General features: G+C 66.0%; 27 protein-coding genes and 1 tRNA gene. 12 read left to right on the top strand and 16 right to left on the bottom strand.

The features are described from left to right. Nucleotides 1-3 precede the first annotated feature (3 nt). The 3 genes from msrB to C0V78_RS09305 form a co-directional block, all read right to left on the bottom strand. Nucleotides 4-498 carry a peptide-methionine (R)-S-oxide reductase MsrB gene (gene msrB / locus C0V78_RS09315; RefSeq protein WP_101797459.1) on the bottom strand — a complete coding sequence of 165 codons (495 nt, stop codon included), beginning with the start codon at nucleotides 496-498 and terminating at the stop codon, nucleotides 4-6. A 65-nt stretch (nucleotides 499-563) separates the two neighbouring features. Further along, a complete protein-coding gene (locus C0V78_RS09310) occupies nucleotides 564-1,790 on the bottom strand; it encodes an ABC transporter permease (RefSeq protein ID WP_173843370.1) in 1,227 nt (408 codons plus the stop codon). Next, nucleotides 1,787-2,809, bottom strand: a complete 1,023-nt coding sequence (locus C0V78_RS09305) for an ABC transporter ATP-binding protein (protein ID WP_254049874.1) — start codon at nucleotides 2,807-2,809, stop codon at nucleotides 1,787-1,789. The genes C0V78_RS09310 and C0V78_RS09305 overlap by 4 nt, the downstream gene beginning before the upstream one ends. 51 nt (nucleotides 2,810-2,860) lie before the next feature. On the opposite strand from C0V78_RS09305, the gene queG reads away from it, so the two are divergent. After that, nucleotides 2,861-3,928 carry a tRNA epoxyqueuosine(34) reductase QueG gene (gene queG / locus C0V78_RS09300; protein WP_101797457.1) on the top strand — a complete coding sequence of 356 codons (1,068 nt, stop codon included), beginning with the start codon at nucleotides 2,861-2,863 and terminating at the stop codon, nucleotides 3,926-3,928. 186 nt (nucleotides 3,929-4,114) lie between these two features. On the opposite strand, the gene C0V78_RS09295 is transcribed toward queG, so the two are convergent. The 10 genes from C0V78_RS09295 to C0V78_RS15020 all read right to left on the bottom strand — a co-directional run bounded on the left by C0V78_RS09295 (nucleotide 4,115) and on the right by C0V78_RS15020 (nucleotide 13,067). After that, entirely contained in the window at nucleotides 4,115-5,344 is a 1,230-nt protein-coding gene (locus C0V78_RS09295) for an NAD(P)/FAD-dependent oxidoreductase (RefSeq protein ID WP_101797456.1), read from the bottom strand. A gap of 106 nt (nucleotides 5,345-5,450) precedes the next feature. Then, nucleotides 5,451-5,861 (bottom strand): DUF3035 domain-containing protein, encoded by a 411-nt coding sequence (locus tag C0V78_RS09290; protein WP_101797455.1) that lies wholly within the window; start codon nucleotides 5,859-5,861, stop codon nucleotides 5,451-5,453. A 3-nt stretch (nucleotides 5,862-5,864) separates the two neighbouring features. After that, nucleotides 5,865-6,377 carry a signal peptidase II gene (lspA, locus tag C0V78_RS09285; protein ID WP_101797454.1) on the bottom strand — a complete coding sequence of 171 codons (513 nt, stop codon included), beginning with the start codon at nucleotides 6,375-6,377 and terminating at the stop codon, nucleotides 5,865-5,867. Next, nucleotides 6,374-9,190, bottom strand: a complete 2,817-nt coding sequence (gene ileS / locus C0V78_RS09280; RefSeq protein WP_101797453.1) for an isoleucine--tRNA ligase — start codon at nucleotides 9,188-9,190, stop codon at nucleotides 6,374-6,376. The genes lspA and ileS overlap by 4 nt, the downstream gene beginning before the upstream one ends. 59 nt (nucleotides 9,191-9,249) lie before the next feature. Then, nucleotides 9,250-10,161 (bottom strand): bifunctional riboflavin kinase/FAD synthetase, encoded by a 912-nt coding sequence (locus C0V78_RS09275; RefSeq protein ID WP_101797452.1) that lies wholly within the window; start codon nucleotides 10,159-10,161, stop codon nucleotides 9,250-9,252. 7 nt (nucleotides 10,162-10,168) lie between these two features. Continuing rightward, entirely contained in the window at nucleotides 10,169-10,654 is a 486-nt protein-coding gene (locus tag C0V78_RS09270) for a dihydrofolate reductase (RefSeq protein WP_101797451.1), read from the bottom strand. Further along, entirely contained in the window at nucleotides 10,651-11,709 is a 1,059-nt protein-coding gene (locus C0V78_RS09265; protein ID WP_101797450.1) for a 5-(carboxyamino)imidazole ribonucleotide synthase, read from the bottom strand. Before C0V78_RS09265 ends, C0V78_RS09270 begins: the two co-directional genes overlap by 4 nt. Before the next feature lie 4 nt (nucleotides 11,710-11,713). Beyond that, nucleotides 11,714-12,193 carry a 5-(carboxyamino)imidazole ribonucleotide mutase gene (purE, locus tag C0V78_RS09260; protein ID WP_101797449.1) on the bottom strand — a complete coding sequence of 160 codons (480 nt, stop codon included), beginning with the start codon at nucleotides 12,191-12,193 and terminating at the stop codon, nucleotides 11,714-11,716. 3 nt (nucleotides 12,194-12,196) lie between these two features. Further along, nucleotides 12,197-12,883, bottom strand: a complete 687-nt coding sequence (gpmA, locus tag C0V78_RS09255) for a 2,3-diphosphoglycerate-dependent phosphoglycerate mutase (RefSeq protein WP_101797448.1) — start codon at nucleotides 12,881-12,883, stop codon at nucleotides 12,197-12,199. A 40-nt stretch (nucleotides 12,884-12,923) separates the two neighbouring features. Then, complete coding sequence (locus C0V78_RS15020; protein ID WP_173843368.1) at nucleotides 12,924-13,067, bottom strand: hypothetical protein; 144 nt, start codon at nucleotides 13,065-13,067, stop codon at nucleotides 12,924-12,926. A 113-nt stretch (nucleotides 13,068-13,180) separates the two neighbouring features. Between C0V78_RS15020 and C0V78_RS09250 the strand changes: the two genes are divergently transcribed. Further along, a tRNA-Thr gene (locus C0V78_RS09250) sits at nucleotides 13,181-13,255 on the top strand. 7 nt (nucleotides 13,256-13,262) lie between these two features. Here the strand turns inward: C0V78_RS09250 and C0V78_RS09245 are convergent. Next, complete coding sequence (locus tag C0V78_RS09245; protein WP_101797447.1) at nucleotides 13,263-13,553, bottom strand: GNAT family N-acetyltransferase; 291 nt, start codon at nucleotides 13,551-13,553, stop codon at nucleotides 13,263-13,265. Between the two features lie 52 nt (nucleotides 13,554-13,605). Between C0V78_RS09245 and C0V78_RS09240 the strand changes: the two genes are divergently transcribed. The 3 genes from C0V78_RS09240 to C0V78_RS09230 are packed head-to-tail and all read left to right on the top strand — an operon-like array spanning nucleotide 13,606 to nucleotide 16,767. Further along, nucleotides 13,606-14,607 carry a low specificity L-threonine aldolase gene (locus C0V78_RS09240; protein ID WP_101798289.1) on the top strand — a complete coding sequence of 334 codons (1,002 nt, stop codon included), beginning with the start codon at nucleotides 13,606-13,608 and terminating at the stop codon, nucleotides 14,605-14,607. Next, complete coding sequence (locus C0V78_RS09235; RefSeq protein WP_101797446.1) at nucleotides 14,604-15,509, top strand: DMT family transporter; 906 nt, start codon at nucleotides 14,604-14,606, stop codon at nucleotides 15,507-15,509. Before C0V78_RS09240 ends, C0V78_RS09235 begins: the two co-directional genes overlap by 4 nt. Before the next feature lie 31 nt (nucleotides 15,510-15,540). Continuing rightward, complete coding sequence (locus C0V78_RS09230; protein ID WP_144039867.1) at nucleotides 15,541-16,767, top strand: energy transducer TonB; 1,227 nt, start codon at nucleotides 15,541-15,543, stop codon at nucleotides 16,765-16,767. Between the two features lie 10 nt (nucleotides 16,768-16,777). Here the strand turns inward: C0V78_RS09230 and C0V78_RS09225 are convergent, their stop codons facing one another. Continuing rightward, entirely contained in the window at nucleotides 16,778-17,566 is a 789-nt protein-coding gene (locus C0V78_RS09225) for an NAD(P)-dependent oxidoreductase (protein WP_101797444.1), read from the bottom strand. Nucleotides 17,567-17,627: 61 nt separating this feature from the next. On the opposite strand from C0V78_RS09225, the gene pepN reads away from it, so the two are divergent. The 6 genes from pepN (at nucleotide 17,628) to C0V78_RS09195 (ending at nucleotide 24,481) form a co-directional block, all read left to right on the top strand. Continuing rightward, nucleotides 17,628-20,219: an aminopeptidase N gene (gene pepN / locus C0V78_RS09220; protein ID WP_371514443.1), complete on the top strand. Its 2,592-nt coding sequence runs from the start codon at nucleotides 17,628-17,630 to the stop codon at nucleotides 20,217-20,219. Continuing rightward, nucleotides 20,212-20,976: a peptidoglycan editing factor PgeF gene (pgeF, locus tag C0V78_RS09215; RefSeq protein WP_101797442.1), complete on the top strand. Its 765-nt coding sequence runs from the start codon at nucleotides 20,212-20,214 to the stop codon at nucleotides 20,974-20,976. The genes pepN and pgeF overlap by 8 nt, the downstream gene beginning before the upstream one ends. Before the next feature lie 217 nt (nucleotides 20,977-21,193). Continuing rightward, nucleotides 21,194-21,760 carry a ubiquinol-cytochrome c reductase iron-sulfur subunit gene (gene petA / locus C0V78_RS09210; RefSeq protein WP_173843366.1) on the top strand — a complete coding sequence of 189 codons (567 nt, stop codon included), beginning with the start codon at nucleotides 21,194-21,196 and terminating at the stop codon, nucleotides 21,758-21,760. Nucleotides 21,761-21,771: 11 nt separating this feature from the next. After that, a complete protein-coding gene (locus tag C0V78_RS09205; RefSeq protein WP_101797441.1) occupies nucleotides 21,772-23,040 on the top strand; it encodes a cytochrome b/b6 in 1,269 nt (422 codons plus the stop codon). Between the two features lie 27 nt (nucleotides 23,041-23,067). Continuing rightward, the gene (locus C0V78_RS09200) at nucleotides 23,068-23,868 is read left to right on the top strand and encodes a cytochrome c1 (RefSeq protein WP_101797440.1); all 801 of its coding nucleotides are present in this window, start codon (nucleotides 23,068-23,070) and stop codon (nucleotides 23,866-23,868) included. A 76-nt stretch (nucleotides 23,869-23,944) separates the two neighbouring features. Continuing rightward, a complete protein-coding gene (locus C0V78_RS09195) occupies nucleotides 23,945-24,481 on the top strand; it encodes an adenine phosphoribosyltransferase (protein ID WP_101797439.1) in 537 nt (178 codons plus the stop codon). A gap of 6 nt (nucleotides 24,482-24,487) precedes the next feature. On the opposite strand, the gene C0V78_RS09190 is transcribed toward C0V78_RS09195, so the two are convergent. Beyond that, nucleotides 24,488-25,729, bottom strand: coding sequence for a glycosyltransferase family 4 protein (locus C0V78_RS09190; RefSeq protein WP_101797438.1), 1,242 nt, complete (start codon nucleotides 25,727-25,729; stop codon nucleotides 24,488-24,490). Between the two features lie 188 nt (nucleotides 25,730-25,917). Here C0V78_RS09190 and C0V78_RS09185 point away from each other — a divergent pair, with 188 nt between their 5' ends. Next, a complete protein-coding gene (locus C0V78_RS09185; protein WP_144039866.1) occupies nucleotides 25,918-26,346 on the top strand; it encodes a hypothetical protein in 429 nt (142 codons plus the stop codon). Nucleotides 26,347-26,349 lie beyond the last annotated feature (3 nt).

Raw genomic sequence — 26,349 nt, 5'->3', positions numbered from 1 at the left:
GGTTCAGGCGGGGCGGAACACCATCGCCGCACCGTTAATGCAATAGCGCTTGCCTGTGGGCTTGGGGCCATCGTCGAACACGTGGCCCAGATGTCCGCCGCACCGGGCGCAATGCACTTCGGTGCGCGGATAGCCGACATCCCAGTCAGTCGAGGTGCCAATCGCGCCGGGAAGCGGCTTCCAGAAGCTCGGCCAGCCGGTGCCGCTTTCGTATTTGGTCTCGGACGAATAGAGCGGGTGACCATCTGCCGCGCAGTGGAAGGTGCCCTTGCGCTTTTCCTTGTTGAGCGGTGACGTTCCGGGCCGCTCGGTGCCCTTCTGGCGCAGGATATAGAACTGCGCGGGCGTCAGGCGCTTCTTCCATTCGGTTTCGGTGAAGCGCACCGGAAAGGTCTTCGCCTCGGCGCTCGACCCGCAGGCCGACAACAGGGGCAACGCCGCTGCTGTGCCCAGCCATCCGCAGATTGCACGGCGTGAAACAGTGATCGGGTGCGACATGGTCCGGCCTTTCCTTGCCCCTTGGACGATAATGTAGGCCGGACCGGTCCCGGTTTGAAGGGGCGTCAGGCGGCAGCGCGCGCCTTTGGCCGCGCCGCGCCCTGCGCACCGGATTTCAACACCCGGCGGCGGAACAGTCGCGATCCGAAGTGGACGAAGATCGCCACCCACATCGCCTGCCAGGCAATCGCGACCACGTGCGGGAGGGCGGAGCCATCCTGCGCCGCACGCGCCAGCATGGCGAAGGGCGAGGAGAAAGGGATCACCTCTGCCGCCAGCGATACCATGCTGCCCGGCTGGGCGGCGGCATAGGTGGCGAAGAAGAAGATCATCAGCTGGCTCATCGACACCGGCATCGAAATGGTCTGCACCTCGCGCACGGTCGATGCCATCGAACCGATCGTCAGGAAGACCGAGCCGAGCAGCAGGTAGGCCATCGCGAAATAGGCAACGCCCAGTGCCACGAAGGCCGGCCAGCCGACTGCCGGCACGGCCATGCCGCCCAGCGCATCGCGCCCCAGAAGGGCCAGTCCGCCAAAGCAGGCGCCCCACACCGAGATGCCGACCAGCGAGACGCCCAGCATGGCAAAAAGCTTGCCATAGAATACCGCATCCATCGGGATGGCGGCGGCGAGCACTTCGATGATCTTGTTCGCCTTTTCCTCGACCAGGTTGGACAGCACCATGCCGGCCAGCATCATCGTCAGCAGGAACAGCAGCATCTGGCCGCCTTGCGCGGTGCGCATCTGGCCATGCCGCTCGCTGGCGGTGCTGGTCGCCGTGGCGGAAAGCCCGACCTTGGGCAGGGCCTGCGGGTTTGCATCGGAAGCGCGTGCGGCGATCAGCGATACCGGGCCCTGCCATGCGGCGATCTGCCCCTCGGTGCCGGTCAGGCGCGGGCTGGCAAGGCTGCCAGTGAGCACCGCGGCGATGTTGCCGTGGCTGTCGGTCAGCGCTCTTGCCGCATCGAAGCTTTCGCCCGGTCGCACCGTCCCGATCACCGTCATGTCGGGTGCTGCATCGCCCAGTTGCGGGCGCAGGGCATTGCCGGCGGCGACCATCGCGTCTGCATCTTTCGTAGTCATCGCCAGGCCGAGCACGGGCCGGGCGGCGGCCTGTTCCGCCTTCTGCGTGACCGACCCTGCGGCGAGGCCGACGATCAGCGGGAACAACGGGCCGAGGAGGAAGAAAAAGAAGGTTCGGCTGAGCAGGATCGCGCCGAAATCGCGGCGTGCGACGACCAGCGCGGCCTGCATGGTCGAGAGACGACCGGAGGTGACGGGGGCGCTCATCGGCCTTTCTCCATGGCGAGGACTTCTTCGGGCGATTCGTCGAGCGCGCGCGCAGCTGCTTCGCCAGCGATGGCGACAAAGGCATCGTGCAGGCCGGCGCGTTCGATGGACAGCGAAAGGATGCCTGCCTCTCCCTCGATCAGCGCACGCAGCAAGGGCTCGACCCCGGTTTCGGGCAGGTTGAAGTACCAGAAGGTGCTGCCATCGGCCTTGGATTCGCGGCGCGCATCGGCGGGAAGCGCGCTGCGCCAGCGGCCGTCTGCTGCCCGGGTTTCAAGCCGCACCTGCGGGCGGATCCGGTCGCGCGCCACATCGACCGGGCCGGCGAAGGGCACCTTGCCGCCGGCAATGATCGCCACCGAATCGCAAAGCCGTTCGGCATGGGCGATCACGTGGGTTGAGAAGATCACCGTCGTGCCCTTCTCGGCAAGGCCGCGCATCATGCGCTCCAGCTTGCCTTGGTTGAGTGCATCGAGGCCGGAGAAGGGTTCATCGAAGATCACCAGCCGCGGCTCGTGAACCAGCGTGGCCAGCAATTGCACCTGCTGGGCCATGCCCTTGGAAAGCTGCCGGATCTGCCGGTCGGCGGCATAGCCAAGGCCGTGCTCTTCAAGCAGCGCCTTGCCGCGCCGGCGGCCTTCGTCCAGCGGCAGGCCGCGCAGCGCCCCGACAAAGGCGATGGCCTCATGGCATTTCATTGCCGGATAGAGTCCGCGCTCTTCGGGCAGGTAGCCGATGGCATGGGCAACATCATGCGGTCGTTCGGCACCAAGCACCCGGCGCAGGCCCTCGTCGGGGTCGATGATGCCCAGCAGCATGCGCAGCGTTGTCGTCTTGCCCGCGCCATTGGGGCCCAGCACGCCATAGATCGCGCCCTCTGGCACCGAGAGGTCGATGCCATCGACGGCGGTGAAGCCATCGAACCGCTTGACCAGCCCGCGCGCCTCGATGGCCAGCGGTCGCTCGGAAATTCCGGCAAGCGGCGCGTTGCCCGCTGCCTGCAATGGGCCTAGTTCCATTTTCATGGGGTGACGCATTAACCACGCCCTGTGAAGAGGAGCGCGCCAAATTTGGTTAACGCAGCGGCAACGACTGACCTCAAGCAAGCCCTGGGCGAAGAGGCCCGGCGGCTCGGCTTTGTTGCCTGCGGTGTCGCGGCGGCAGGCGAGGATCCCTTGCGCGCCCTGCGGCTGGAGCAATGGCTTGCGGCCGGATCGCACGGGCAGATGGAATGGATGGAAGCGCGCGCGCACCATCGCCGCTCGCCGAAAGGGCTCTGGCCCGAGGCGCGCAGCGTCATCGCGCTCGGCATGTCCTATGCCCCGGCGGGCGATCCGCTGGCCCTGGCCGGCGAGCGCTCGCGCGGGTGGATCTCCGCCTATGCCAAGGGCGTGGACTATCACGATACGGTGAAGAAGGCGCTTAAGCACCTTGCCCGCTGGCTTGTTGCCGAGGCGGCGCAGCGGGGCCTTGGCGAAGCTGGCGTCAAGGTTTTCGTTGATACTGCGCCGGTAATGGAAAAGCCGCTTGGCGAGGCCGCCGGACTGGGCTGGCAAGGCAAGCACACCAACATGGTCAGTCGGCAGCACGGCTCGTGGCTGTTCCTTGGCGCGATCTACACCACGCTGGAGTTCGAACCAGACGCCCCCGGGCAGGACCGCTGCGGATCGTGCGATGCCTGCCAGCGCGCCTGCCCCACCGGCGCATTTCCGGCACCCTACCGGCTCGATGCGCGGCGCTGCATTTCCTACCTGACGATCGAGCATAAGGGACCGGTGGCCGAAGAGCTTCGCCCCGCGCTCGGCAACCTCATCTATGGTTGCGACCTGTGCCTTGCGGCCTGCCCATGGAACAAGTTTGCCGATGCCGCCGCGGCAAACCGGGCCTTCCTGCCGCGCGCAGAACTCGCCGCGCCCCGGCTGGCCGACCTGCTGCGGCTGGACGATGCGGGTTTCCGCAAGCTGTTTTCCGGCTCACCCATCAAGCGCATCGGGCGTGACCGCTTCGTGCGCAATTGCCTCTACGCGGCGGGCAACAGCGGGGACGCTGGGCTGCTGGCGCAGGTGGAGGCGCTGGCGAACGATCCCGACCCGGCGGTCGCAGACGCCGCGCGTTGGGCCGCGGCGAGGCTGGGGTAATCTGGGTTCGCGCAGAGAGCGCAGAGAAGAAAGAGGAGACGCAGAGGTGTTGCGTCTGCGGCGAAGCCGCTCTCAATCTGCAACGACGCGGCATTACTGACGGTCGGAATGATTAGCCGCTTCGCGGAATTCACGACCCCTCTGCGCCTCTATTTTCTTCCCTGCGCGCTCTGCGTGAACGAGTTTCTAAACCGGCATGAGTTCCTTCAGCGGAACACTGGCGTCGGCCAGCTTTTCGAGCTCGGGCGAAGCGCCTGCCTCGACCAGTTTGCGGCCCTGGACATAGTCCTTGACCATGTTGACGCAGTCGAGCGCGATGACCCTGCCGTTCTTCAGGTAGATGACGGAGAAAGCGCGCGCTGCCGGATCGCCGCGCACGACTGTCTGGTCATAGCCGACCGACAGCCCGGCAGTCTGCAGGCGCAGGTCGTACTGGTTCGACCAGAACCACGGGAACGCGTGATAGGGCTGGGCATCGCCGCAGATCCCCTTGGCGACGCAGCTCGCCTGATCGTTGGCATTCTGCACCGATTCGACGCGCATCACCGCGCCATCGGCAAAATCGCAGGCGAAGGCGGCGCAATCGCCGATGGCATAGACGTCCGGCAGCGAGGTGCGGCACAGTTCGTCCACATCAACTCCGTTGCCGCCGGCGGCCCCTGCCGCAATCAGCGGGGCGACGGCGGGAATGATGCCGATGCCGACGATTACCGCATCGGCGGGAACCACGCTGCCATCGCCCAGCTTAACGCCCGTGACGCGGCCTTCGCCTTCCAGCGCCTCGACCGTCACGCCGGTGCGCAGGTCAACGCCGTGATCGCGGTGTTCCTTTTCGTAGAAGGCGGACAGTTCTGGCCCGGCAACGCGGGCAAGGACGCGGGGCAGGGCTTCGAGCAGGGTAACCTTGCAGCCCATCTTGGTCAGCACGGCTGCCGCCTCAAGCCCGATGTAGCCGCCGCCGATGACGCAGATATTGCGCACGCCGCCATCGATCTCGCCCATCAGCTGGTCGCAATCCTCGCGGGTGCGGACGGCATGGACACCGGCGAGCGTGCCGCCGGGGACCGGCAGCCTGCGCGGATCGCCGCCGGTTGCCCAGACCAGCTTGCCATAGCCGAAGGTCTGTCCGTTGGAGAGCGTGAGCTGCCTTGCTGCCGGATCGACCGCCGTCACCTCGACGCCGAGCATCAGGTCCACGCCCTTTTCCTCCCAGAACTGGGGCGGGCGGATATAGAGCCGGTCAAACGTCTTTTCGCGGGCGAAGTATTCCTTGGACAGCGGCGGCCGCTCATAGGGCGGTTCGCTTTCGCGGCCGATCATCGTGATCGTCCCTGCGAAACCGGCCTGCCGCAGCGCGATGGCGCACTGCGCCCCGCCATGCCCGGCTCCGACGATCACGACATCCGCTGCGCTCATCCTCTATGCACTCCTGTGTTTCAGACGCGATTCGCCAAAAGGCCTAGCGCGTCAAGCGCCAAGCCGGATTGATCGCGATCAGTCTGGAGAAATTGCGCGGGCGGGCTCAGCCGCCGGCGACCGCCTGGGCTTCGCGGCCGTCACCTTCGGGGGCGGCAATCACGTCGCGCGTCACCGCGCCCTTGGCGACGGTGTTGGTCGCCGGGTCGCCCACGGTCGAACGGATGCCAGGAGCGGCGCTGCCGGCGCGGCCGATGGTGTTCTTTTCCACTTCGCTGCGGTTCGGGCCGGGGCCGAAAAGCGCTTCCTGCGCCTGGACGGCGGCCGACGAATCGGCTGGGCGCGGGGCGCCGGGCTGCGGCGGGGTCAGCGAGAAATCGGGCGGAACCACCAGCGGGGCCTGGCGCTGCACGGCGAATTCGTCGGGCCGGTCACGATTGAACAGACCGCTGCTGCCGCAGGCCGAAAGCATGGCCGAACCGGCGATAAGGGTCGTGATGGCGATGGACTTGCGCATGTATCAGCTCTCCGAGGCGGGGCCCGCCGGTTGGTCGGCCGCCTTTTCGCGCGAAAGCAGCGAGCGGGCAAGCACTATCAAAACGCCGATGGAAATGGCCGCATCGGCAAGGTTGAAGATCATGAAGGGGCGGAATTCGCCGAAGTGAAGGTCGGCATAGTCGGCGACATAGCCGAAGCGCACACGGTCGACGATATTGCCCAGCGCCCCGCCGAGGACCAGGCCCAGGGCAAGGATATCGCCGCGCGCCTTTTCGCGCAGCATCCACACCACCACGCCGATGGAGATCAGCGCCGTCAGCGCGACCAGCGACCAGCGCCCGGCATCGCTTTCCGCGGTGAACATGCCAAGCGAAACACCGCGGTTCTCCGCCCAGGTCAGGCGGAAGAAGGGGACAAGATCAATCTGCAGCCGCTCCGGCAGGGCCAGCGGCCCCATCACCAGCCACTTCAGTGCCTGATCGGCAAGGAAGGTGATGCCGGCGATGATGAAGCCGAGGCGACGGGCGGGGTTCATGCCGCGTCCATGCCCGCGACCACATTGTCGCAACGTGAACAAAGGTCGCCGTCCTCGCTGACTTCCGGCAGGTGCCGCCAGCAGCGTCCGCACTTGTGGTTGGCGGTGCGCGTGACGCTCGGAGCATCCGTCCCTTGAACAAGTTGGACGTCGCTCGTGATGAACAACTCGGCCAGACAATCAGTCTGATCGTAGTCTCCCAAGATCGCAGAAATGTCTGACAGTCGGACTTCTGCCTCGAGACTTGAGCCGAGTGTCTTGTCCCTTCGGAGCGGCTCGATGGCTTCGGTTACTTGACCGCGCAATCCGCGGAGTTCGCTCCATTTCGCGAGAAATGCATTGTCGAAATCGATCACTGGCAGTTCCGGCCATTCCAGCAGGTGCACCGAGCCGCCTTCCGGATAGCGCGTGCCCCAGACCTCTTCGGCGGTGAACACCAGAACCGGCGCGGCATAGCGGACCAGAGCGTGGAACAGCGTGTCGAGCACGGTGCGATAGGCCATGCGCTTGGGATCGTCCGCCGCGTCGCAGTAGAGCGAATCCTTGCGGATATCGAAGAAGAAGGCCGAAAGGTCTTCGTTGCAGAAGTCGGTCAGCGCGCGGACGTAGGTGTTGAAGTCGAAGTCCTGCGTCGCCTGCCGCAGCGTGGCGTCGCGTTTCGCCAGCAGCGCCAGGACATAGCGTTCCAGCTCGGGCATGGCCTCGACCGCAACCTTCTCCGCGTCCGAGAACCCGTCGAGCGCGCCCAGGAGGTAGCGGAAGGTGTTGCGCAGCTTGCGGTACTGGTCAGCTACGCCCTTGAGGATCTCGTCGCCGATGCGGTGATCCTCGGTGTAATCGACTGACAGCGCCCAGAGGCGGATGATGTCGGCGCCGTTGGTTTCCATCACCTTCAGCGGGTCGATGGTGTTGCCAAGGCTCTTGGACATTTTCATGCCCTTGGCGTCCATGGTGAAGCCGTGGGTCAGCACCGCCTTGTACGGCGCGCGGCCGCGGGTGCCGCAGCTTTCCAGCAAGCTCGACTGGAACCAGCCGCGATGTTGGTCGCTGCCTTCAAGGTAGAGGTCGGCCGGCCACTGCATGCCCGGCCAGCGCCCGGATTCGAGCGTGAAGACATGGGTGCAGCCCGAATCGAACCACACGTCGAGAATGTCGGTTACGCGCTCGAAGTCTTCCGCCTTGTAGTCGCGCCCGAGGTATTCCTGCGCGCGGTCTTCCGACCAGGCATCGACGCCGTTCTCGCGAACCCCGGCGATGATCCGGGCGTTGACCGCCGGATCGCACAGGTACTGGCCGGTCTTGCGGTTGACGAACAGCGTGATCGGCACGCCCCACGCGCGCTGGCGGCTCAGCACCCAGTCCGGGCGGCCCTCGACCATCGAGCGGATGCGGTTCTCGCCCTTGGCAGGAACCCAGCGGGTGTCGGAGATGGCCTTCAGCGCCTTGTCGCGCAGGGTGCCGCCGTCCTGCGCCTTGTCCATCGGCACGAACCACTGCGGGGTGCAGCGGAAGATGACCTTGGCCTTGGACCGCCACGAGTGGGGATAGGAATGCTTGTAGTCGGCCGAGGCCGCGAGCAGGCCGCCAGCCTCGCGAAGCGCGGTGCAGATCGGGCCGTCGGGCGCGTTGAACTTGGGGTTGATGACCGAACCTTCACCGCCGAGCCATGCCCAGTCGGCGCGGTACTTGCCGTCGCCTTCGACCGCGAAGACCGGTTCGATGCCGTGCGCCTTGCACAGGTCGAAGTCGTCCTCGCCGTGGTCGGGCGCCATGTGGACAAGGCCGGTGCCGCTTTCGGTGGTGACGAAGTCGCCGGGCAGGAACGGACGCGGCTTGGCGAAGAACCCGCCGAGGTGGTGCATCGGGTGGCGGGCGATGGTTCCGGCGAGGTCGGAGCCAGCGAAATTGCCATCCCCCGTCAGCAAAACGGTTCGACCAAATGCTGCATCTAGACGCCTGTTGAATTCCGTCACCAATTGGCGAGCAATCAGAAACTTCTTACCCGCTAGTTCCGGTACGTCCGTTTCAACCAAACCGTAGCGAACCTCCGGCCCATAAGCCAAAGCCTGGTTCACCGGGATCGTCCACGGCGTCGTGGTCCAGATCACCGCGTATGCGCCGACCAGTTCGGCAATCGGGCTCTCGGTGATCTCGAACGCCACGTCGATCTGGGTCGAGACGATATCCTCGTACTCGACCTCGGCTTCGGCCAGTGCGGTCTTTTCGACCGGCGACCACATCACCGGCTTGGCCCCGCGATAGAGCTGGCCGCTTTCGGCGAACTTGAGCAGTTCCGAAACGATCGTCGCCTCGGCCTGGAAATCCATGGTCAGGTAGGGATTGTCCCAATCGCCATTGATGCCGAGCCGCTTTAGCTGTTCGCGCTGGCGGTCCACCCAGCCCTTGGCATAGGCGCGGCATTCGGCGCGGAACTCGACCGGGTCGACCTCGTCCTTGTTGAGCTTCTTCTTGCGGTACTGCTCCTCGACCTTCCATTCGATCGGCAGGCCGTGGCAGTCCCAGCCGGGCACATAGGGCGCGTCCTCGCCCAGCAGGCTCTGGGTGCGGACCACCATGTCCTTGAGGATATGGTTGAGCGCGTGGCCGATGTGCATGTCGCCATTGGCATAGGGCGGGCCATCGTGAAGGATGAACTTCTTACGCCCCGCGCGGGCCTCGCGCAACTTCTGGTACAGCCCCTGTTCCTGCCAGCGCGCAAGAATGCCGGGTTCCTTCTGGGGAAGGCCCGCCTTCATGGGGAAATCGGTCTTCGGCAGGAAGACGGTCGATCGGTAATCGCGCTTTTCGGTCATATGCGCCGCGCCTTAGCGGGGGGTGGGCGTTTGCGCAATTTTCTCTTGGGGCGGCAGGTTCAGCGCAGCGCCTCGCGGGCTGCCTCGCAATCGCGGTCCATTTGCGCCTTCAGCTCGTCAAGGCTGTCAAACCGAGCCTCGCCGCGCAGGAAGCGATGGAACTCCACCTCGATCTCCTGCCCGTAGAGGTCTTCGGCGAAGTCGAAGAAATGGGGTTCGAGCAGCTCCTTGGGCGGGTCGAAGGTGGGCCGCACACCAAGGTTCGCCGCGCCTTGCACCACGCGCCCGCCGGGCAGGCGGCCACGGACGGCATAGATGCCGTAAAGCGGGCGCAGGTAGGCGCCCATGTCGATATTGGCGGTGGGAAAGCCGAGCAGCCGACCGTTCTTGTCGCCGTGCTGCACCGTACCGCGGACGGTGAAGGGGCGGGTCAGCAGGCGTGCAGCCTCGGCGCAGTCACCTTTTTGCAGCGCCGCGCGGATGCGGCTGGATGAAACGGCACTGCCGCTGTCGATCACCGCACTTACCGTGCGCGCCGCCATGCCCAGCGCGGCGAAGGTATCGGCATTGCCGCCGCGCCCCTTGCCGAAGGTGAAGTCTTCCCCCGTCACCACCCCGGCCGCGCCAAGCTGCTGGCACAGCAGGCGGGTGACGAAGTCTTCCGCCAGCATCCCGGCCAGTTCGCCATCGAAGTGGAAGACCAGCATGGCATCGGCCCCGGCGGCAGCGAACAGTTCCTGCCGCTGGTTGAGCGTGGTCAGCCGGAAGGGTTCGGCAGCGGGATGGAAATGCCGCATGGGATGCGGATCGAAGGTGGCGACGATGGCCGGGCGGCCTTCGCGCCGAGCCCAGTCGAGCGCGGCGCCGACCACGGCCTGATGGCCAAGGTGGAAGCCGTCGAAGTTGCCGAGCGCGATGATCGCGCCGCGCAAGGCTTCGGGCATCGGCTGGCGGTGATCGAGGCGGACCATGGCGGGGCTACTGGTCCCGCCGCAGGGTGACGAAGGCATGGGCCGGCTTGCCGTCCTGCTCGCCGTGTTCCTCGCGCGCCACTTCGCGCCATTCGGGGCCGAGCGGCGGCATGAAGGTATCGCCCGGATAGCTGCCGTGCACTTCGGTCAGCTCGATCCATTCGGCCAGCGGCAGGAACAGCGCGAAAATCTCCGCGCCGCCGATCACGGCCACGGTGCTGCTTCCGGCCAGCTCCAGCGCCTCGTTCACCGTATGCGCCACTTCCGCGCCGTGTGCCTGCCAGTTCCGGTCGCGCGTCAGCACGATGTGGCGGCGGCCGGGCAGCGGGGCGGGAAACGAATCGAAGGTCTTGCGGCCCATGATCATCGGCTTGCCCATGGTCAGCGCCTTGAACCGCTTGAGGTCTGCGGGCAGGTGCCAGGGCAGGGCGCCCATGTTGCCGATCACGCCGTTACCGGCGCGGGCATAGATCAGGAAAACCTCTGCGCTCATTCCAGGATAAGGCGGGTGACGTGGCCCATCTTGCGACCGGGGCGCGCTGCCGCCTTGCCATAAAGGTGAAGGTGGTTGGCCGGATCGGACAGGATCTGCGCCCAGTCATGCGCATCATCGCCGATCAGGTTGTTCATCACCACGCCCCTGGCCGCCAGCGAGGTATCGCCCAGTGGCAGGCCGCAGATGGCGCGGACGTGGTTCTCGAACTGGCTGGTGATCGCGCCCTCGATGGTCCAGTGGCCCGAATTGTGGACGCGCGGCGCCATTTCGTTGAACACCGGGCCATCTTCGGTGGCGAAGAATTCAAGGGTGAGGACGCCGACATAGTCCAGCGCCTCGGCCACCTTGGCCGCAAGTGCGCGCGCCTCGGCCACTTCGCCCTGGACCAGTGCCGAACCGGGCACCGTGGAGGTGGAAAGGATGCCGCCCTTGTGGACGTTTTCCGGCGTATCCCAGAAGCGGATGTCGCCATCCTGGCCACGGCACAGCAGCACCGAGAATTCAGCGCGGAAATCGACGAAGCCCTCGTAGATCAGCGGCGTGGTCGGCAGGTCGAGTCCATCGACATCGCCGGGCTGCATGATCCGCCACTGGCCCTTGCCGTCATAACCGTCGCGGCGGGTCTTGAGGATGCCGGGGGTGCCGATCCGCGCGATGGCGGCGGCAAGATCGGCATCGTTATCGACCTTGGCGAAGGGCGCGGGGCGGCCGCCGAGGCCCGAAACAAAGACCTTCTCCGCCAGCCGGTCCTGCGCCACTTCCAGCGCGCGGGGATGGGCGAGCACCGGCACCGGCGCGATTCCCGCCAGCGGGGCGACAGGCACGTTCTCGAACTCGTAGGTCACCACGGCGCAATCGGCGGCGAAGCTGGCCATGGCCTCGGCATCGTCCCAGTTGGCACAGGTGAAGGCGCCGCAGACATCGGCCGCGATCGAATCGGGCTCAGGCGCGTAGGTGTGGCAGCGATAGCCCAGCTGTGCCGCGGCCATGGCGATCATCCGGCCAAGCTGGCCGCCGCCGAGGATACCGATTGTCTCGCCCGGCGGGATCATGGCTTCAGGACGGCCTTTCCGCCACGCTTTCGCTCTGCGCGGCGCGGAAGGCCTTCAGCCGTTCGCTCAATGCAGGGTCGTTCGTGGCAAGGATCGATGCTGCCAGCAGGCCGGCATTGGTTGCGCCCGCTTCACCGATGGCCAGCGTGCCGACGGGAATGCCGGCGGGCATCTGGACGATCGAAAGCAGGCTGTCCTGGCCCGAGAGCGCCCGGCTCTGCACCGGCACGCCCAGCACGGGCAGGTGAGTCATCGAGGCGACCATTCCCGGCAGGTGAGCAGCGCCCCCCGCTCCGGCGATGATTATCTTGAAACCCTCTGCCTCTGCCCCCTTGGCGAAAGCCACAAGGCGATCGGGCGTGCGGTGGGCGGAGACGATTCTCACGTCATGCGGCACGCCTAGCTTGTCGAGCGCATCGGCGGCGCACTTCATCGTCGCCCAGTCCGACTGGCTGCCCATGACGATGGCGACGGGCGCGGTCATCGCTCAGCGCTCCGAGAGGTAATAGCGGTCGGTCGCCTTGAGATCGGCGTCCAGCTCGTAAACGATCGGCTGGCCGGTCGGGATCTCCAGGCCGGTGATCTCGTCATCGGAAATGCCCGACAGGTGCTTCACCAGCGCCCGCAACGAATTGCCGTGAGCCGCGATCAGCACTGTCTCGCCAGCGCGCAGGGCCGGGGCGATGTTGGCCTCGTAATAGGGCAGGACGCGGGCGATCGTGTCCTTCAGGCTCTCGGTCGAGGGGATGGGAATCCCGGCGTAGCGGGGATCCTTGCCCAGGTCGAACTCGCTGCCGGCTTCGAGCACCGGCGGCGGAATATCGAAGGAACGGCGCCAGATCTTCACCTGGTCATCGCCGTGCTTTGCTGCGGTTTCCGCCTTGTCGAGCCCGGTGAGGCCGCCATAGTGCCGTTCGTTCAGGCGCCAGTCCTTGGTCTCGGGAATCCAGAGGCGACCGGCCGCCTCTAGGGCAAAGTGCAGCGTCTTGATCGCGCGCGTCTGGAACGAGGTGAAGGCCACGGTCGGCAGCAGGCCCTTTTCGGCCAGCAGCGCGCCGGCAGCGCGGGCTTCGGCCTCACCCTTTTCGGTGAGATCGACATCCCACCAGCCTGTGAAGCGGTTTTCGAGATTCCACTGGCTCTGGCCGTGGCGGACAAGGATCAGCTTGGGCACGGGTATTCCTTCGTTCCCTCTAGCGAAAGGAGGCTGGCCCCTAGCGCCTGGGGGCCTGTTTGGGAAGGGGTGGCTCGTCGCCCTGCGCCAGGGCGCGTGCCTGCGCCTTTCGCCGCTTCAGGTTTTCGCGCAGCTGGGCGGCAAGCCTTTCCTCGCGCGTCAAGGCGGGTTCTTCCTTGGCCATCGGCCCATCCTATTGCGGTGATTTTCAGTAAGGCTCAAGCCGTCCTTGACATTCGCCCGCCGCGCGGACAATAGCGCCCGCCTGTCCGGACTGCCGGACGGACGAAATGGTTGGCTGCTGTAGCTCAGTGGTAGAGCGCATCCTTGGTAAGGCTGAGGTCGGGAGTTCAATCCTCCCCAGCAGCACCATTTCTTCTCAGGCCTTCAGTTCCGCCCATTCGGGGTGCTTTTCGAAGGCCTTCACGACATAGCTGCACACCGGCTTCACCTTGAAGCCATGTTCGCGCGCGTCTGCGACCAGGGCGTCGACCAGCCGCGCGGCGATTCCCCGTCCGCCAAGTTCAGGTGGCACCAGCGTGTGTTCCGCGGCGCGGACGTTGTCTTTCTGCACCCAGGTAAGCCGGCCGATCTTGTCGCTGCCCTCGACGTGGGCGTGGTATTCCCCGGCTGACGCGCTGCCGTGGCGGGTAATGGTGAGGCCTTCCATTCGCTCTGCTCTCCTTGACCTTGGGTGAGTCATCGGCAAAGCCGATATGGCAATGCAATTCATGTCCGACAATGCCGCGCGGGTCCACCCGAAGGTCTGGGCCGCCATGCAGGCCGCCGATGCCCCCGATTCGCCCTATGACGGCGATGCCTTGAGCCGACGGCTGGACAGCCTGTTTGCGGACCTGTTCGGCCGTCCCTGCACCGTGCTGTGGACGGCAACCGGTACTTCGGCCAATTGCCTGGCACTGGCGCCGATGGTGCCGCCGCACGGCGGGGTGGTCTGCCACCGCGAAGCGCATATCGAGATGGACGAGGCCGGCGCACCCGGCTTCTACCTGCACGGGGCCAAGCTGATGCTGGCCGAAGGGGAAGGCGCAAAGCTGACGCCTTCGGCGATTGCCGCTGTGATCGATCCGATCCGCAACGACGTGCACCAGGTCCAGCCGCACGCGATCTCCATCACCCAGGCGAGCGAGTATGGCTGCGCCTATCGCCCGGCAGAGGTCGCCGCGATCGGCCGGTTTGCGCACGAGCGCGGCCTTCGCCTGCACATGGACGGCGCGCGATTCGCCAATGCCGTATCCTTCCTTGGCTGCACCCCGGATGAGGCCTGCGGATCCGGCGCGGTCCATGCCCTGTCGTTCGGCTTCGTGAAGAACGGCGGCATGGGCGCAGAAGCGATCGTCTTTTTCGAGGACGGGCTGGCCGACGTAGTGCGCTACCGCCGCAAGCGCGCGGGGCACCTGCAATCCAAGGGGCGTTTCCTGGCAGCACAGATTGTCGCCATGGTGGAGGACGGGCTGTGGCTGGATAACGCCCGCGCCGCCAATGCCGCGGCGCAGGAACTGGGCGCTGCCTGTGCCGGCCGCCTGCTCCATCCGGTGGAGGCCAACGAGCTGTTCGTGCGGATGACCGCTGCCGAGCGCGAGGCGCTGCGCGCGCAGGGCTTTTCCTTCTATGACTGGGGGGATGATGCCGCCCGGCTCGTCACCTCGTGGTCCAGCGACGCGGCGCATGTCTCGGCACTGGCCCGCGCCGTGGCTGCGCTATGAGCGCGCCGGCAGAGGCATCGTTCCTCAACCCGCGGATTGCCGGGCCCTTCCTGCTCGTCGCCCTGATCTGGGGATCGACCTGGTGGGTGATCACCGGGCAGATCGATGGCGTTCCGGCGGCCTGGGCGGTTGTCTGGCGCTTTGTGATCGCCGCCCCTGCCATGGCCATCCTTGCGCTCGCCACCGGCAAGAGCCTGCGGATCGGGGCAAAGGGCCAGCGGCTCGCCATGCTGGTGGGGCTGACCCAGTTCTGCGGCAATTACATGTTCGTGTACGAATCGGAACGGCACCTGACTTCGGGCATCGTCGCGGTCATGCTCTCGCTGCTGTTCGTGCCCAACATGCTGCTGGGCTGGTTGTGGCTGGGCCAGCGAATCACCCGGCAATTCGCCCTTGGCAGCCTGGTTGCCATCGCCGGCATCGCCCTGCTTTTCGTCAACGAGGCGCAGACTGGCGGAATCGGCGGCAACGTCTGGCTGGGCGTGGCGCTGGCTTTTGGCGGGATGATCGCGGCGGCCGTCGCCAATGTCGTTCAGGCAAACGATACCGGCCGTTCGCTGCCGATGGCGAGCCTGCTGGCCTGGTCCATGGCATGGGGCGTGGCGATCGACGTGGTCTTCGCCCTGGTCACGGCCGGGCCGCCGGTGATCCCGTCCAGCCTGGGCTTCTGGGCAGGCACAGCCTATCTCGCGCTGGCGGGATCGGTCGTTACCTTCCCGCTCTATTTCGGGCTGGTGCGCAACCTGGGGGCAGGGCGCGCGGCCTATAACGGCGTGCTGGTCGTCGTGCTTGCCATGTTCCTCTCAACCGTGCTCGAAGGCTATCGCTGGACGGGGCTCGCCGTGGCAGGGTGCATGCTTGCGCTGGCCGGGCTGGTCATAGCTTTGTGGGGCCGCAAATAGGACGCGGCGAACCGGGGGAGTGGGTCGCACCATGATTACGCCAATCGCCTATCTGTTCGTTCTGGCCGCAGCGCCCGTAGCCGCCACGGCTGCTCAGCCCGCCGGAATCGAACCGGCAAAGTCGCTACCTGTTTGCCAGGCATGGGGGCCAAAGCCGCCCGCCTGCGCCGAGCCGCCGCTGCAGGAGCGGGTGACGATCTACAACAGCTGGCGCGAGCCCCAGGGCGATCACCCGGCAACGGCAACCATGATTCGCCGCCCGAGCCTGATCGACCGGGGTGGACCGCCGCTGGTCAATGTGCCGTTCCCGCAATGGCTGCGCGCCGGCTCGGAGACGCGCCAGGCCGAAGTGACGGTCGATCTCGTCATCGCGCCGGACGGGGCCATCGTTTCCTGCCGGGGTGCGCGGGTCGATGCGTTCGAATATGCCCAGGGAAAGCGCGCCGAGCTTCCGGCCGACCAGAACCTTGGGGAGGCGGCCTGCGCTCTGGTCAAGGCCAACCGCAAGTTCAGGCCGGCTATCGATGCGGAGGGCAGGCGGATCGAAGCGCCCGTCGCGGTCGCGGTCTATTACATGCGGCAGCGCTACGACATGCTCGCACCGCCGGCTCCGCCGCCGCCAAGCCGGTTCCTCGGGCCCGCGCCATACAGCCGCCGGGATGCGTGGCCGCCGGCCTATTCGCTGGATGCGCCGATCAGCCTGACGCCGCCGAAGTTCAAGAACTTCCTGGCTGACCGGAAGGGCCTGCCGAAGAAGGCCGTGACAGGTGCTGTGATCGACATCGCCAACACCGGACAGGCTGTTCGCTGCGATCTGCGCGTGTCTTCCGGCGACAAGCGGCTTGACGATGCCACCTGCGCAGGCCTGCTTTCGGTGCAGACTGCGCCGCGGCGCTGGCCTTTGCGCGGCCTGCCGGTTGAGGTGAACTGGCAGGGAGAAAAGGCCAGGGTCCAGCTTGCCTCCCCGGAAACTCTCCCCAGCCTGGTATCGCCGATCATCGTGCCACCGGAGCAACGCCCGGCTTCACCGTCCAAATGGCCGGTGCGGGTCCGGGTCCTGCTCGACCCGCAGGGCAAGCCGGTCTCGTGCATGATCCTTGGGGTGGGCGAAGACGATGCCCTCGATGCGGCCGCCTGCAAACTGGCACGGCAGGCCGCCTTCACGGCGGGCAAGGACGGCTTCGGCCGCCCGGTGGCAAGCGGGATGGACCTGCGCGTCGATTGGTCAAAAGGCACGCTGACCCTGCCCGGTTATTGACCGGAAAGGGTTACTGGCGCGCGGCCGCAAGGCAGTCCGCCAGCCCCTCGCGATAGGTCGGAAAGCGCGGGCTCCAGCCCAGCACGCGCTTTGCCTTGCCGTTCGCGACGCGCCGGTTCTCGGCATAGAAGGCCCGGGCCATGGGAGAGAGGTTCGCCTGCTCCAGCGTCAGCAGCGGCGGGGGCGCAAGCCCGAGCAGCCGGCAGGCCTCTTCGATCACTGCGTTCTGGCTGCACGGATAATCGTCGCCGAGGTTATAGGCCCCGGCCGGCGCATCGAGCGCCGCGACGAAGCCCTCGGCGATGTCGTCGACATGGACGCGGCTGAACACCTGTCCCGGCACGTCGATGCGGTTCGCCCGGCCCTCGCGCACCCGGTCGATCGCCGAACGACCAGGGCCATAGATCCCCGGCAGGCGGAACACCCGCGCGCCGCGAGCCAGCCATTCGCCGTCGCAGTCCGCCCGCGCCGTGCGGCGGCCGGTGCCGGTGGGTGCAGTCTCGTCCACCCAGGCCCCGCCGGTATCGCCATAGACCCCGGTCGAGGAGAGATAGCCCAGCCACTTTCCGCCCAGCGCCCCGCTATAGCGCGCCAGTACCGGATCATCGCCCTCGCCACCGGGTGGGACGGAGCTGAGGACATGGCTCGAATCGGCAAGGGCCAGCCGCACCGAACCTTCGTCGTCGAAGGACAGGGTTCCGCTGCGTCCGGTAGAGACCACTTCCCAGCCGCGCCTTTCCAGCAGGCGGGCGATGACGGCGGCGCTATAGCCAAGGCCGAAGATGAACATGCGTGACACAATCCGTCGAATAGCCGGGTGACGCGCCTTGGCAAATGGGGTTACACCGGGACCCATGGATATGCAGAATGCGCCCGCCGCTCCCCCGGTAATCCGCCGGGAAGACTATCGCCCCCCGGCATGGCTGGTGCCGGAAGTGCGGCTCGACTTCGCGCTCGGGATCGAGACGACGAAAGTGTCCTCGCGCCTGTCGGTCCGCCGCAATGGCGATGACCGGACCCTGCGTCTCAATGGCGACGGGCTGATGGCACAGGCGGTCTGCGTGGATGGCGCGCCGACGAATTCCTGGCGCATGGAAGGCGATGAACTGCTGCTGGACCTGCCGGGCGATGCGCACGAAATTGCCATCGAGACCGAGATCTCGCCGCTGGCCAATACGCAGCTGATGGGCCTCTATGCCTCCAACGGCATGCTCTGCACGCAGTGCGAGGCAGAGGGTTTCCGCCGCATCACCTTCTTTCCGGACCGTCCCGACGTGCTTTCGACCTACACCGTGCGGATGGCGGGCGAGCGGCAGCTTTTCCCGGTACTGCTGTCCAACGGCAACTGCGCGGCAAGCGGGCAGGAAGCCGATGGCAGCCACTGGGCCGAATGGCACGATCCCTGGCCCAAGCCGAGCTATCTGTTCGCGCTGGTTGCCGGCGATCTCGTTTCCACCAGCGATGTCTTCACCACTTGCGGGGGGCGCAAAGTTACCTGCAACATCTGGGTGCGCGCCGGGGACGAGGACCGCACGCACCACGCGCTGCGCAGCCTGATCAATTCGATGAAGTGGGACGAGGAGGTGTTCGGGCGCGAATACGATCTCGATCTCTACAACGTCGTCGCCGTTTCGGATTTCAACATGGGGGCCATGGAGAACAAGGGCCTCAACGTGTTCAACACCCGCTACGTGCTGGCGGACCCCGAAACCGCGACCGATGCCGATTATGATGGCATCGAGGCGGTGATCGGCCACGAATACTTCCACAACTGGTCGGGCAACCGCGTCACCTGCCGCGACTGGTTCCAGCTTTCGCTGAAGGAGGGCTTCACCGTCCTGCGCGACCAGCTGTTCAGTGCCGACATGGGCTCCGAGCCGGTCAAGCGGATCGAGGACGTGCGGGTTCTGCGCGCGGCCCAGTTCCCTGAGGATTCGGGCCCGCTGGCGCACCCGATCCGCCCCGATTCGTACCAGGAGATTTCCAACTTCTATACCGCGACCGTCTATAACAAGGGCGCGGAGGTAATCCGCATGATGCGGACCATGGCCGGGCCGGAACGCTTCCGCAAAGGCACAGACCTCTACTTTGCCCGGCACGATGGCGAAGCCGCCACCTGCGAGGATTTCGTCAAGGCGATCGAGGAAGGGGCAGGGCTGGACCTTGGCCAGTTCCGCCTGTGGTATTCGCAGGCCGGAACACCCCGCGTCACCGCGCGGCTGGAGCATTCGGGGACCACGGCCACCCTGCACCTCAGGCAGCAGGTGCCGCCCACGCCGGGCCAGCCCGACAAGCAGCCCGTGCCGATCCCCTTGCGGCTGGCCCTGTTCGACCCCGCGACCGGAGCCCATTCGGGCGAGCAGCTGGTGGTGCTCGACAAGGCCGAGATGGGCTGCGAATTTCCCAGCCATGCGAGCCGCCCGGTGCTCTCCATCAACCGCGGCTTTTCCGCCCCGGTGGCAGTCGATGCCGGCCAATCGGCGCAGGATCTCGTTTTCCTCGCCGCGCACGACGACGATCCCTTCGCCCGTTACGAAGCTCTCCAGAGCCTTGTCGTGCATCACCTCGTCGGCGTGCTGGGTGGCGGGCTTTCGGCGCAGGAGCGGGCGAGCGGCGAACAGGCGATCTGCCAGGCCATGGCCGCCGTGCTCGATGATGCCTCGCTGGATGACCTGATGCGCGGCGAACTGCTGGTCCTTCCCGGTGAGGCCTACCTTGCCGAACAGATGCTCGCTGCCGATCCGGTGGCGATCTGGCGTGAGCGCGAGGCGCTGAAGGCACATGTCGGCCGACAGCTTCAGGGCCGGTTCGAAGCGATGCACGATCGTGCTGCGTCGGTGCCCTTTTCGCTCGATGCCGAGGCCAAGGGCGCGCGCAAGGTGAAGACGCAGGCCCTGGTCTATCTCGCAGCAGGAGCACCCGAAGAGGCCGCGCGCCGCGCCGCCGCGCAATACGACGCCGCCGACAACATGACCGACCGGCAAGGTGCGCTGATGGCGCTCTGCGCGCTCGACACCCCGCTGCGCGAAGAGCGGCTGGCCGATTTCCACGCCCGCTATCGCGGCAATGCGCTGGTCATCGACAAGTGGTTTTCGTTGCAGGCAGGCTCGCTCCACCGCGATGCGCTTGCCCATGCAGAGGCGCTGGCAGGCCATGCCGAGTTCACGCTGCACAACCCCAACCGCGTGCGGGCGCTGTACATGGCGCTGGCGTCGAACGGCCATGCCTTCCACGACGAATCGGGCAAGGGCTATCGCATGATTGCGGACCTGATCCTCGCGCTCGATCCGCTGAACGCGCAGACGGCGGCGCGCTTTGTCGCCCCGCTGGGGCGCTGGCGGCGAATCGAGCAGCGGCGGGCAGCGATGATGCGCGCCGAGCTTGAGCGCATCGCCGCCACTCCCGCGCTGTCGCGCGACACGCTGGAACAGGTGAGCAAGAGCCTTGGCTGATCCGGTAGAGGTCATCCGCGCGAAGGTACTGGACGGCGTCCCGCACGGCTTCCTCGGCCGGCGCGGCGGCATTTCGGTCGGAGAGGTCGCCGGGCTGAACGCGGGCCTCGGTGCGGGCGATGCCGATGGCGCGGTGGCAGAGAACCGGGCGCGTGCGGTCGCGGCCGTGCTTCCCGGTGCCCGGCTGGCGACGGTCTACCAGGTCCACTCGCCCGATTGCGTCGTCGTCACCGAACCCTGGCCGATCGAAGCGCGGCCCCACGCAGATGCCATGGTCACCGACCGGCCGGGGCTGCTGCTTGGCATCGTCACCGCCGATTGTGCACCGGTACTCCTTGCCGATCGCGAAGCTGGCGTGATCGGCGCTGCCCATGCCGGCTGGAAGGGCGCGATCGGGGGAGTCACCGACCGGACAATCGAGGCGATGGAAGGCCTCGGCGCCCGGCGCGAGAGGATCGCTGCCGCGATTGGTCCCTGCATCGCCCGGGCGAGCTATGAGGTGGACGACGGCTTCCGCGAACGGTTCATCGCGCAGGCACCGGCGATGGCCGGGCACTTCCTTCCCGGGCGGCCCGGGCGCTGGCAGTTCGACCTTGAGGGCTACGTTGCCGCGCGGCTGCAATCGGCGGGAATCGGCGCAATCGAGCCGCTTCACCTCGATACATATGCCGATGAGGCACGCTTCTTTTCGTACCGGCGCGCCACCCATCTCGGACAGGCGAACTATGGCCGCCAGCTGTCTCTGATCGGGCTTTGAAGCGGCTGTGCAACCGCAGTTGCGCAAAGCGGTGAAAAAGGCGGTTGGCAGGCCAATTTTTCGCGTCTAGAGGGGGCCGCAAGTCGGTATCGGGGCGGTGTTGCAACCGTTTCCTCCCCACCGGCGGGAGGGGGCTCCGAAAGGCGCAATTGAGGTTTCTGGCCCGTCAGCGGCAGCATGCTGCGAAGCGGGTCGCTTGGACAGGACTAGGTCAACCATGTCACAGGATGCGGGCACTGCCACCCCTGAAGGCCACGTGGCCGAGGGCGTGCGTCGGCGCGACTTCATCAACATTGCTGCCGTCAGTGCAGCAGGTGTCGGCGGGGCCGCCACGCTTATTCCCCTGATCAGCCAGATGTCGGCCTCGGCCGACGTTCTTGCTGCCAGCTCGACGGAGATCGACATCAGTCAGATCCAGCCGGGCCAGGCGATCAAGGGCGTGTTCCGCAAGCAGCCGGTTTTCATCCGCAACCTGACGCCTGCCGAAGTGGCAGAGGCGAACAAGGTTGACGTCGGTTCGCTGCGCGATCCCCAGACGCTCAAGGAGCGTACGAAGGAAGGCAAGGAAAACTGGCTGATCACCATGGGTGTCTGCACCCACCTCGGCTGCGTCCCGCAGGGTGCCGCCGAAGGCGAGGTGAAGGGCGAGTTCGGCGGCTATTTCTGCCCCTGCCACGGTTCGCACTACGATACCGCCGCCCGCATCCGCAAAGGCCCCGCGCCGAAGAACCTTCTGGTTCCGGAATACGAATTCACCTCCGACACTGTCGTGAAGATCGGTTGAGGTAGACGACGATGAGCTTTCCCTGGGCGAACGAATACAAGCCGAGCCACCCGGCCATGCAGTGGCTTGACGAGAAGCTGCCGCTGCCGCGCTTCGTCTACAACGCTGTCGGCGCCGGTTATCCGGTTCCGCGCAACCTGAACTATTTCTGGAACTTCGGCGTCCTCGCCGGTTTCTGCCTCGTGCTTCAGATCGTCACCGGCATCGTGCTGGCCATGCACTATGCGGGCAACGCCACGGTGGCCTTCGATTCGACCGAGCACATCATGCGCGACGTCAACTGGGGCTGGCTGATGCGCTATGCCCACGCGAACGGCGCTTCGGCGTTCTTCGTGGTGGTCTACCTGCACATCTTCCGCGGCTTCTATTACGGGTCCTACAAGGCCCCGCGCGAGATGATCTGGCTGCTCGGCGTCACCATCTTCCTGCTCATGATGGCAACCGCCTTCATGGGTTACGTGCTTCCCTGGGGCCAGATGAGCTTCTGGGGTGCGCAGGTGATCACCGGCCTGTTCGGCGCCATTCCGCTGGTTGGCGAGCCGATCCAGCACTGGCTGCTTGGCGGCTTCGCGCCTGACAATGCCGCGCTGAACCGCTTCTTCTCTTTGCACTTCCTGCTGCCCTTCGTGATCCTGGGCGTGGTGATCCTGCACATCTGGGCGCTCCACATCCCGGGCTCGTCGAACCCGACCGGCGTCGAGGTGAAGAGCGAGAGCGACACCGTTCCCTTCCACCCGTATTACACGGCGAAGGACGGTTTCGGACTGGGCGTGTTTCTGCTGATCTACTGCGCGGTGCTGTTCTTTGCGCCGAACATGCTCGGCCACCCGGACAACTACATCCCGGCTAACCCGATGCAGACCCCGGCGCACATCGTTCCCGAATGGTACTTCTGGCCGTTCTACGCGATCCTGCGCGCCTTCACCCAGGACTTCCTGTTCTTCCCGGCGAAGCTGATGGGCGTGCTGGCGATGTTCTCGGCGATCCTGGTGTGGTTCTTCCTGCCCTGGCTCGACAAGTCGCCGGTCCGTTCGGGCAACTACCGTCCGATGTATCGCAAGTTCTTCTGGTTCGGCCTCATCCCGGCCATGGTGGTGCTGTTCTACTGCGGTGGCGCCCCGGCTGAGGAACCCTACGTGATGCTCAGCCAGCTGGCTTCGCTTTACTACTTCGCGCACTTCCTGATCATCGTGCCGATCGTGTCCTCGATCGAGCGCCCCGAACCGCTGCCCTTCTCGATCACCGAATCGGTGCTCGGAAGCGAAGGCGGCAAGGCCTGAGCCAGCGAGAAGGAAAGAGACAGTACCATGATCCGCATTCTCTCCATCCTCGTCGGCCTGTTCTTCTCGGTCGTGCTTGGCTACTCCTTTGTCGTCGGTGCTGTCAGCACGGCCAGCGAAGGTCTTCCCAAGACTGTCGAGGCGCAGTTCCACAAGCACCCGGAACCGCTGCACCTGAGCAGCGACGGCGTGTTCGGTCGCTTTGACAACCAGCAGCTGCAGCGCGGCTTCAAGGTTTACCAGGAAGTCTGCCAGGCCTGCCACTCGCTGCGTCATGTCGCCTTCCGCGACCTGAAGGCCATCGGCTACAATGACGACGAAGTTAAGGCGATCGCCAAGACTTACCAGGTGCCCGAGTACAACAAGGACACCGGCGAAGTTAAGACGCGCCCGGGCCTCGCGACGGACAAGTTCCCGCCGGTGCTCTACGCTGGCCAGGGCGTGCCGCCCGATCTCTCGCTGATCACCAAGGCGCGTCATGGCGGTGCGGCCTATGTCCACTCGCTGCTGCTGGGTTACCAGGAGCCGCCGGCCAACCTGCCGAAGGAAAACCGTCCGGGCGCAGGGCTGCACTACAACCCCTACTTCGCGAACCTGAACATCGCGATGCCCGCTCCGCTCACGGGTGACGGTCAGGTGACCTACACCGACGGCACGAAGGCGACCAAGGACCAGATCTCAGAAGACGTCTCGGCCTTCCTCGTCTGGACCGCAGAGCCCAAGCAGGACAAGCGCCGCCAGACCGGCTGGGCAGTCCTTGGCTTCCTGCTCTTCGCCACGGTGCTCGCCTATATGGCCAAGCGCCAGATCTGGGCCGACAAGCACTGAGCTTGCTGCCCTGAAGGCTAACAGGATCAGGCCCTCGCACCCCGGTGCGGGGGCCTTTCCTTTTCGAGGACTGACGATGACCCCCGAAGAGCTGAAACACCTGATCCGCACGGTCCATGACTTTCCCGAACCGGGGATCCTGTTCCGTGACATCACGACGCTGATCAGCCATGGCGAAGGCCTGCGGGCCTGCGTGGGCCACCTTGCCGACATGGCCAGCACGGCCGGTGCGGCGGCCATTGCCGGGATGGAAGCCCGAGGCTTCATTTTCGGTGCAGCGGTTGCAGCGCACCTTGGCCTCGGCTTCATCCCGGTTCGCAAGCCCGGCAAGCTGCCCGTGCCGACCCTCGGCATCGATTATGCTCTTGAGTACGGCCGCGACCGGCTGGAAATCGATCCGGGTGCGATCCGGCCCGGTGAGCGCGTGGTGATCGTCGATGACCTGATCGCGACCGGTGGAACCGCGCTGGCCGCGGCCGAGCTGTTGCGCCAGGCCGGTGCCCTCATCGACCATGCGCTGTTCGTGATCGACCTGCCGGACCTCCACGGTGCCGACCGGCTGCGCGGGGCCGGACTTACCGTCCAGTCGCTGATGGAATTCCCCGGGCACTGAGCCCGGTCAGAGGTCCAGTTCGTCCAGAAAGGCGGCAATACCCGCCCGGTATCGTGCGAAGGTATAGTTCCGCGCCTCGTCCTGCGCCGCTGCCCGCCAGGCATCGAGGCGGGGCCGATCGGCAATGACGCTCGCCATCGCCGCTTCGAGGGCATCGGTATCAGGCCGATCGAGCATCAGGCCGGTTTTCTCCGTCACGCCAAGCCCGCTCATCGGCGTCTGGATCAGCGCCAGACCAGAGGCCAGGCCCTCGAGAAGCGACAGGGCAGATCCTTCGAAGTAGCTCGGGAATACGAGCACATGGTGCTGGGCCATGATCGCGGGCACCTGCGCCCGGGCGACGGTGGGAATGTAGTTCACCCGGTCTGCATGGCGCGCGAATACGGACGCGGGGATGCGCAGGTCTCCCAGTATCGTCAGCTCGGCATTGCTTGCGGGCAGCCGGCCAAAGGCTTCCAGCAGGTGATGCACCCCCTTGCGCGGGTTGACCTGCCCAATGAACAGGAACTTCACAGGGCCAGTGCGAGGCACGGGCTCGGGCGAGGGCTGGTGGCCGAACAGGGCCTCGTCATAGCAGTAGGAGAACTGGCGCACCTTGGCGGCCACTTGCGGTCCGGCGTGGTCCCGGATCGTTTGCGCGGCAAATGGCCCGCCGACGAGGATGCAGTCCGCCAGTTCGAACTCCTGCTGGTCGCGGGCGATCTGGTCATCGCCGATGCGTCGCTCGGTCGGCAGGAACCATTCGCCGTACCGGTCCTGTACCTCGGCCATCCGGGCATTGTAGTAACGGAAATCACCGATGGTGCGGTCCAGGATGCAGGTGCGGCCAACGCGCCGTGCTGTCTCGAAGGCGGCCAGCGAACTGCCGTTGAACCCCCACAGGGCAAAGCTGCGATCGGAGGCGATTTCGCGCGAGAGCGAGCGGGCGAAGCGACGGTTGCCGAAGGCGTCGAGCCGCTGCGCCAGCCGGCGAAAACCGGCGCGTGCGGCAATCCGTTCGAACCATTCGGCCAGCCCCGAGGTGCGAACCATTGCCGGATCGAGGCCGGGATGGCTGAAGCGCAGGAATTCGCGATGCAGCCGTTCGGACAGCGGCGCGGGCAGCCAGCGTTCGATCCGGTAAGGCAGCTTGTCGGGCTGGTAGAAGATCGAGGTCGCATACCAGGCGAGCCGGTCGATATCGCGCAGCGCCATCGCGGTCTGCCACGAATGCTGCGTTCCGGGATGAAAGACTGCGACGTCAGCCATTTTATCCTGCGCCTGCCGCCGCTTGCTGCTTCATGACCAGCACTTAGCCGTGGAGTGCGCTCTCTCGCAACAGCCTTCGCGCCCGGTTCTTTCCAACGCAAGTCACCATCCACTTTCTGGAGATCCACTTTCCTACAGATAACCAAATCGGTTATCCCGACTCGAATCTTCCAGCCGAAAGGACCTCCATGCCCCCGTCTCCCCTCGTTACGCCTGCAGGCTATGTGCCACCCTTCGCCTTGGCCTTCGCCAATGCCGCGGGCGAAAGCGATATCGTCAGCGCAGCCAATCCGCTCCCCGTCGCCTCTGCTCCGCAAGCCGCGCCGGCGCCTCTCGCCGGAACCGCCAACCTCACCGGAACGGTCGGGCCCTTCCTGCCGGTTCCCGGCCGTCCGGTCATGCTCTCGCTCTCGGGCACCTGGAGCGGCCAGGTACAGATCCTGCGCTCGACCGACGGTGGCACCGTCAAGCTGCCCCTCACCGCACTGGGCCAGCCCTATGGCAGCTATACCGCGAACCTGTGCGAACCCGTGTGGGACGAGGGCGAGGCCGGCGCTGCCCTTTACCTCCAGATAACGCTCGCCTCGGGATCGCTGGCCTACCGGATGGGCCAGTAAGCC

The sequence above is a fragment of the Novosphingobium sp. TH158 genome, from assembly GCF_002855555.1.
GTDB lineage: Bacteria > Pseudomonadota > Alphaproteobacteria > Sphingomonadales > Sphingomonadaceae > Novosphingobium.
This window is presented reverse-complemented; position numbering and strand designations above follow the sequence as displayed.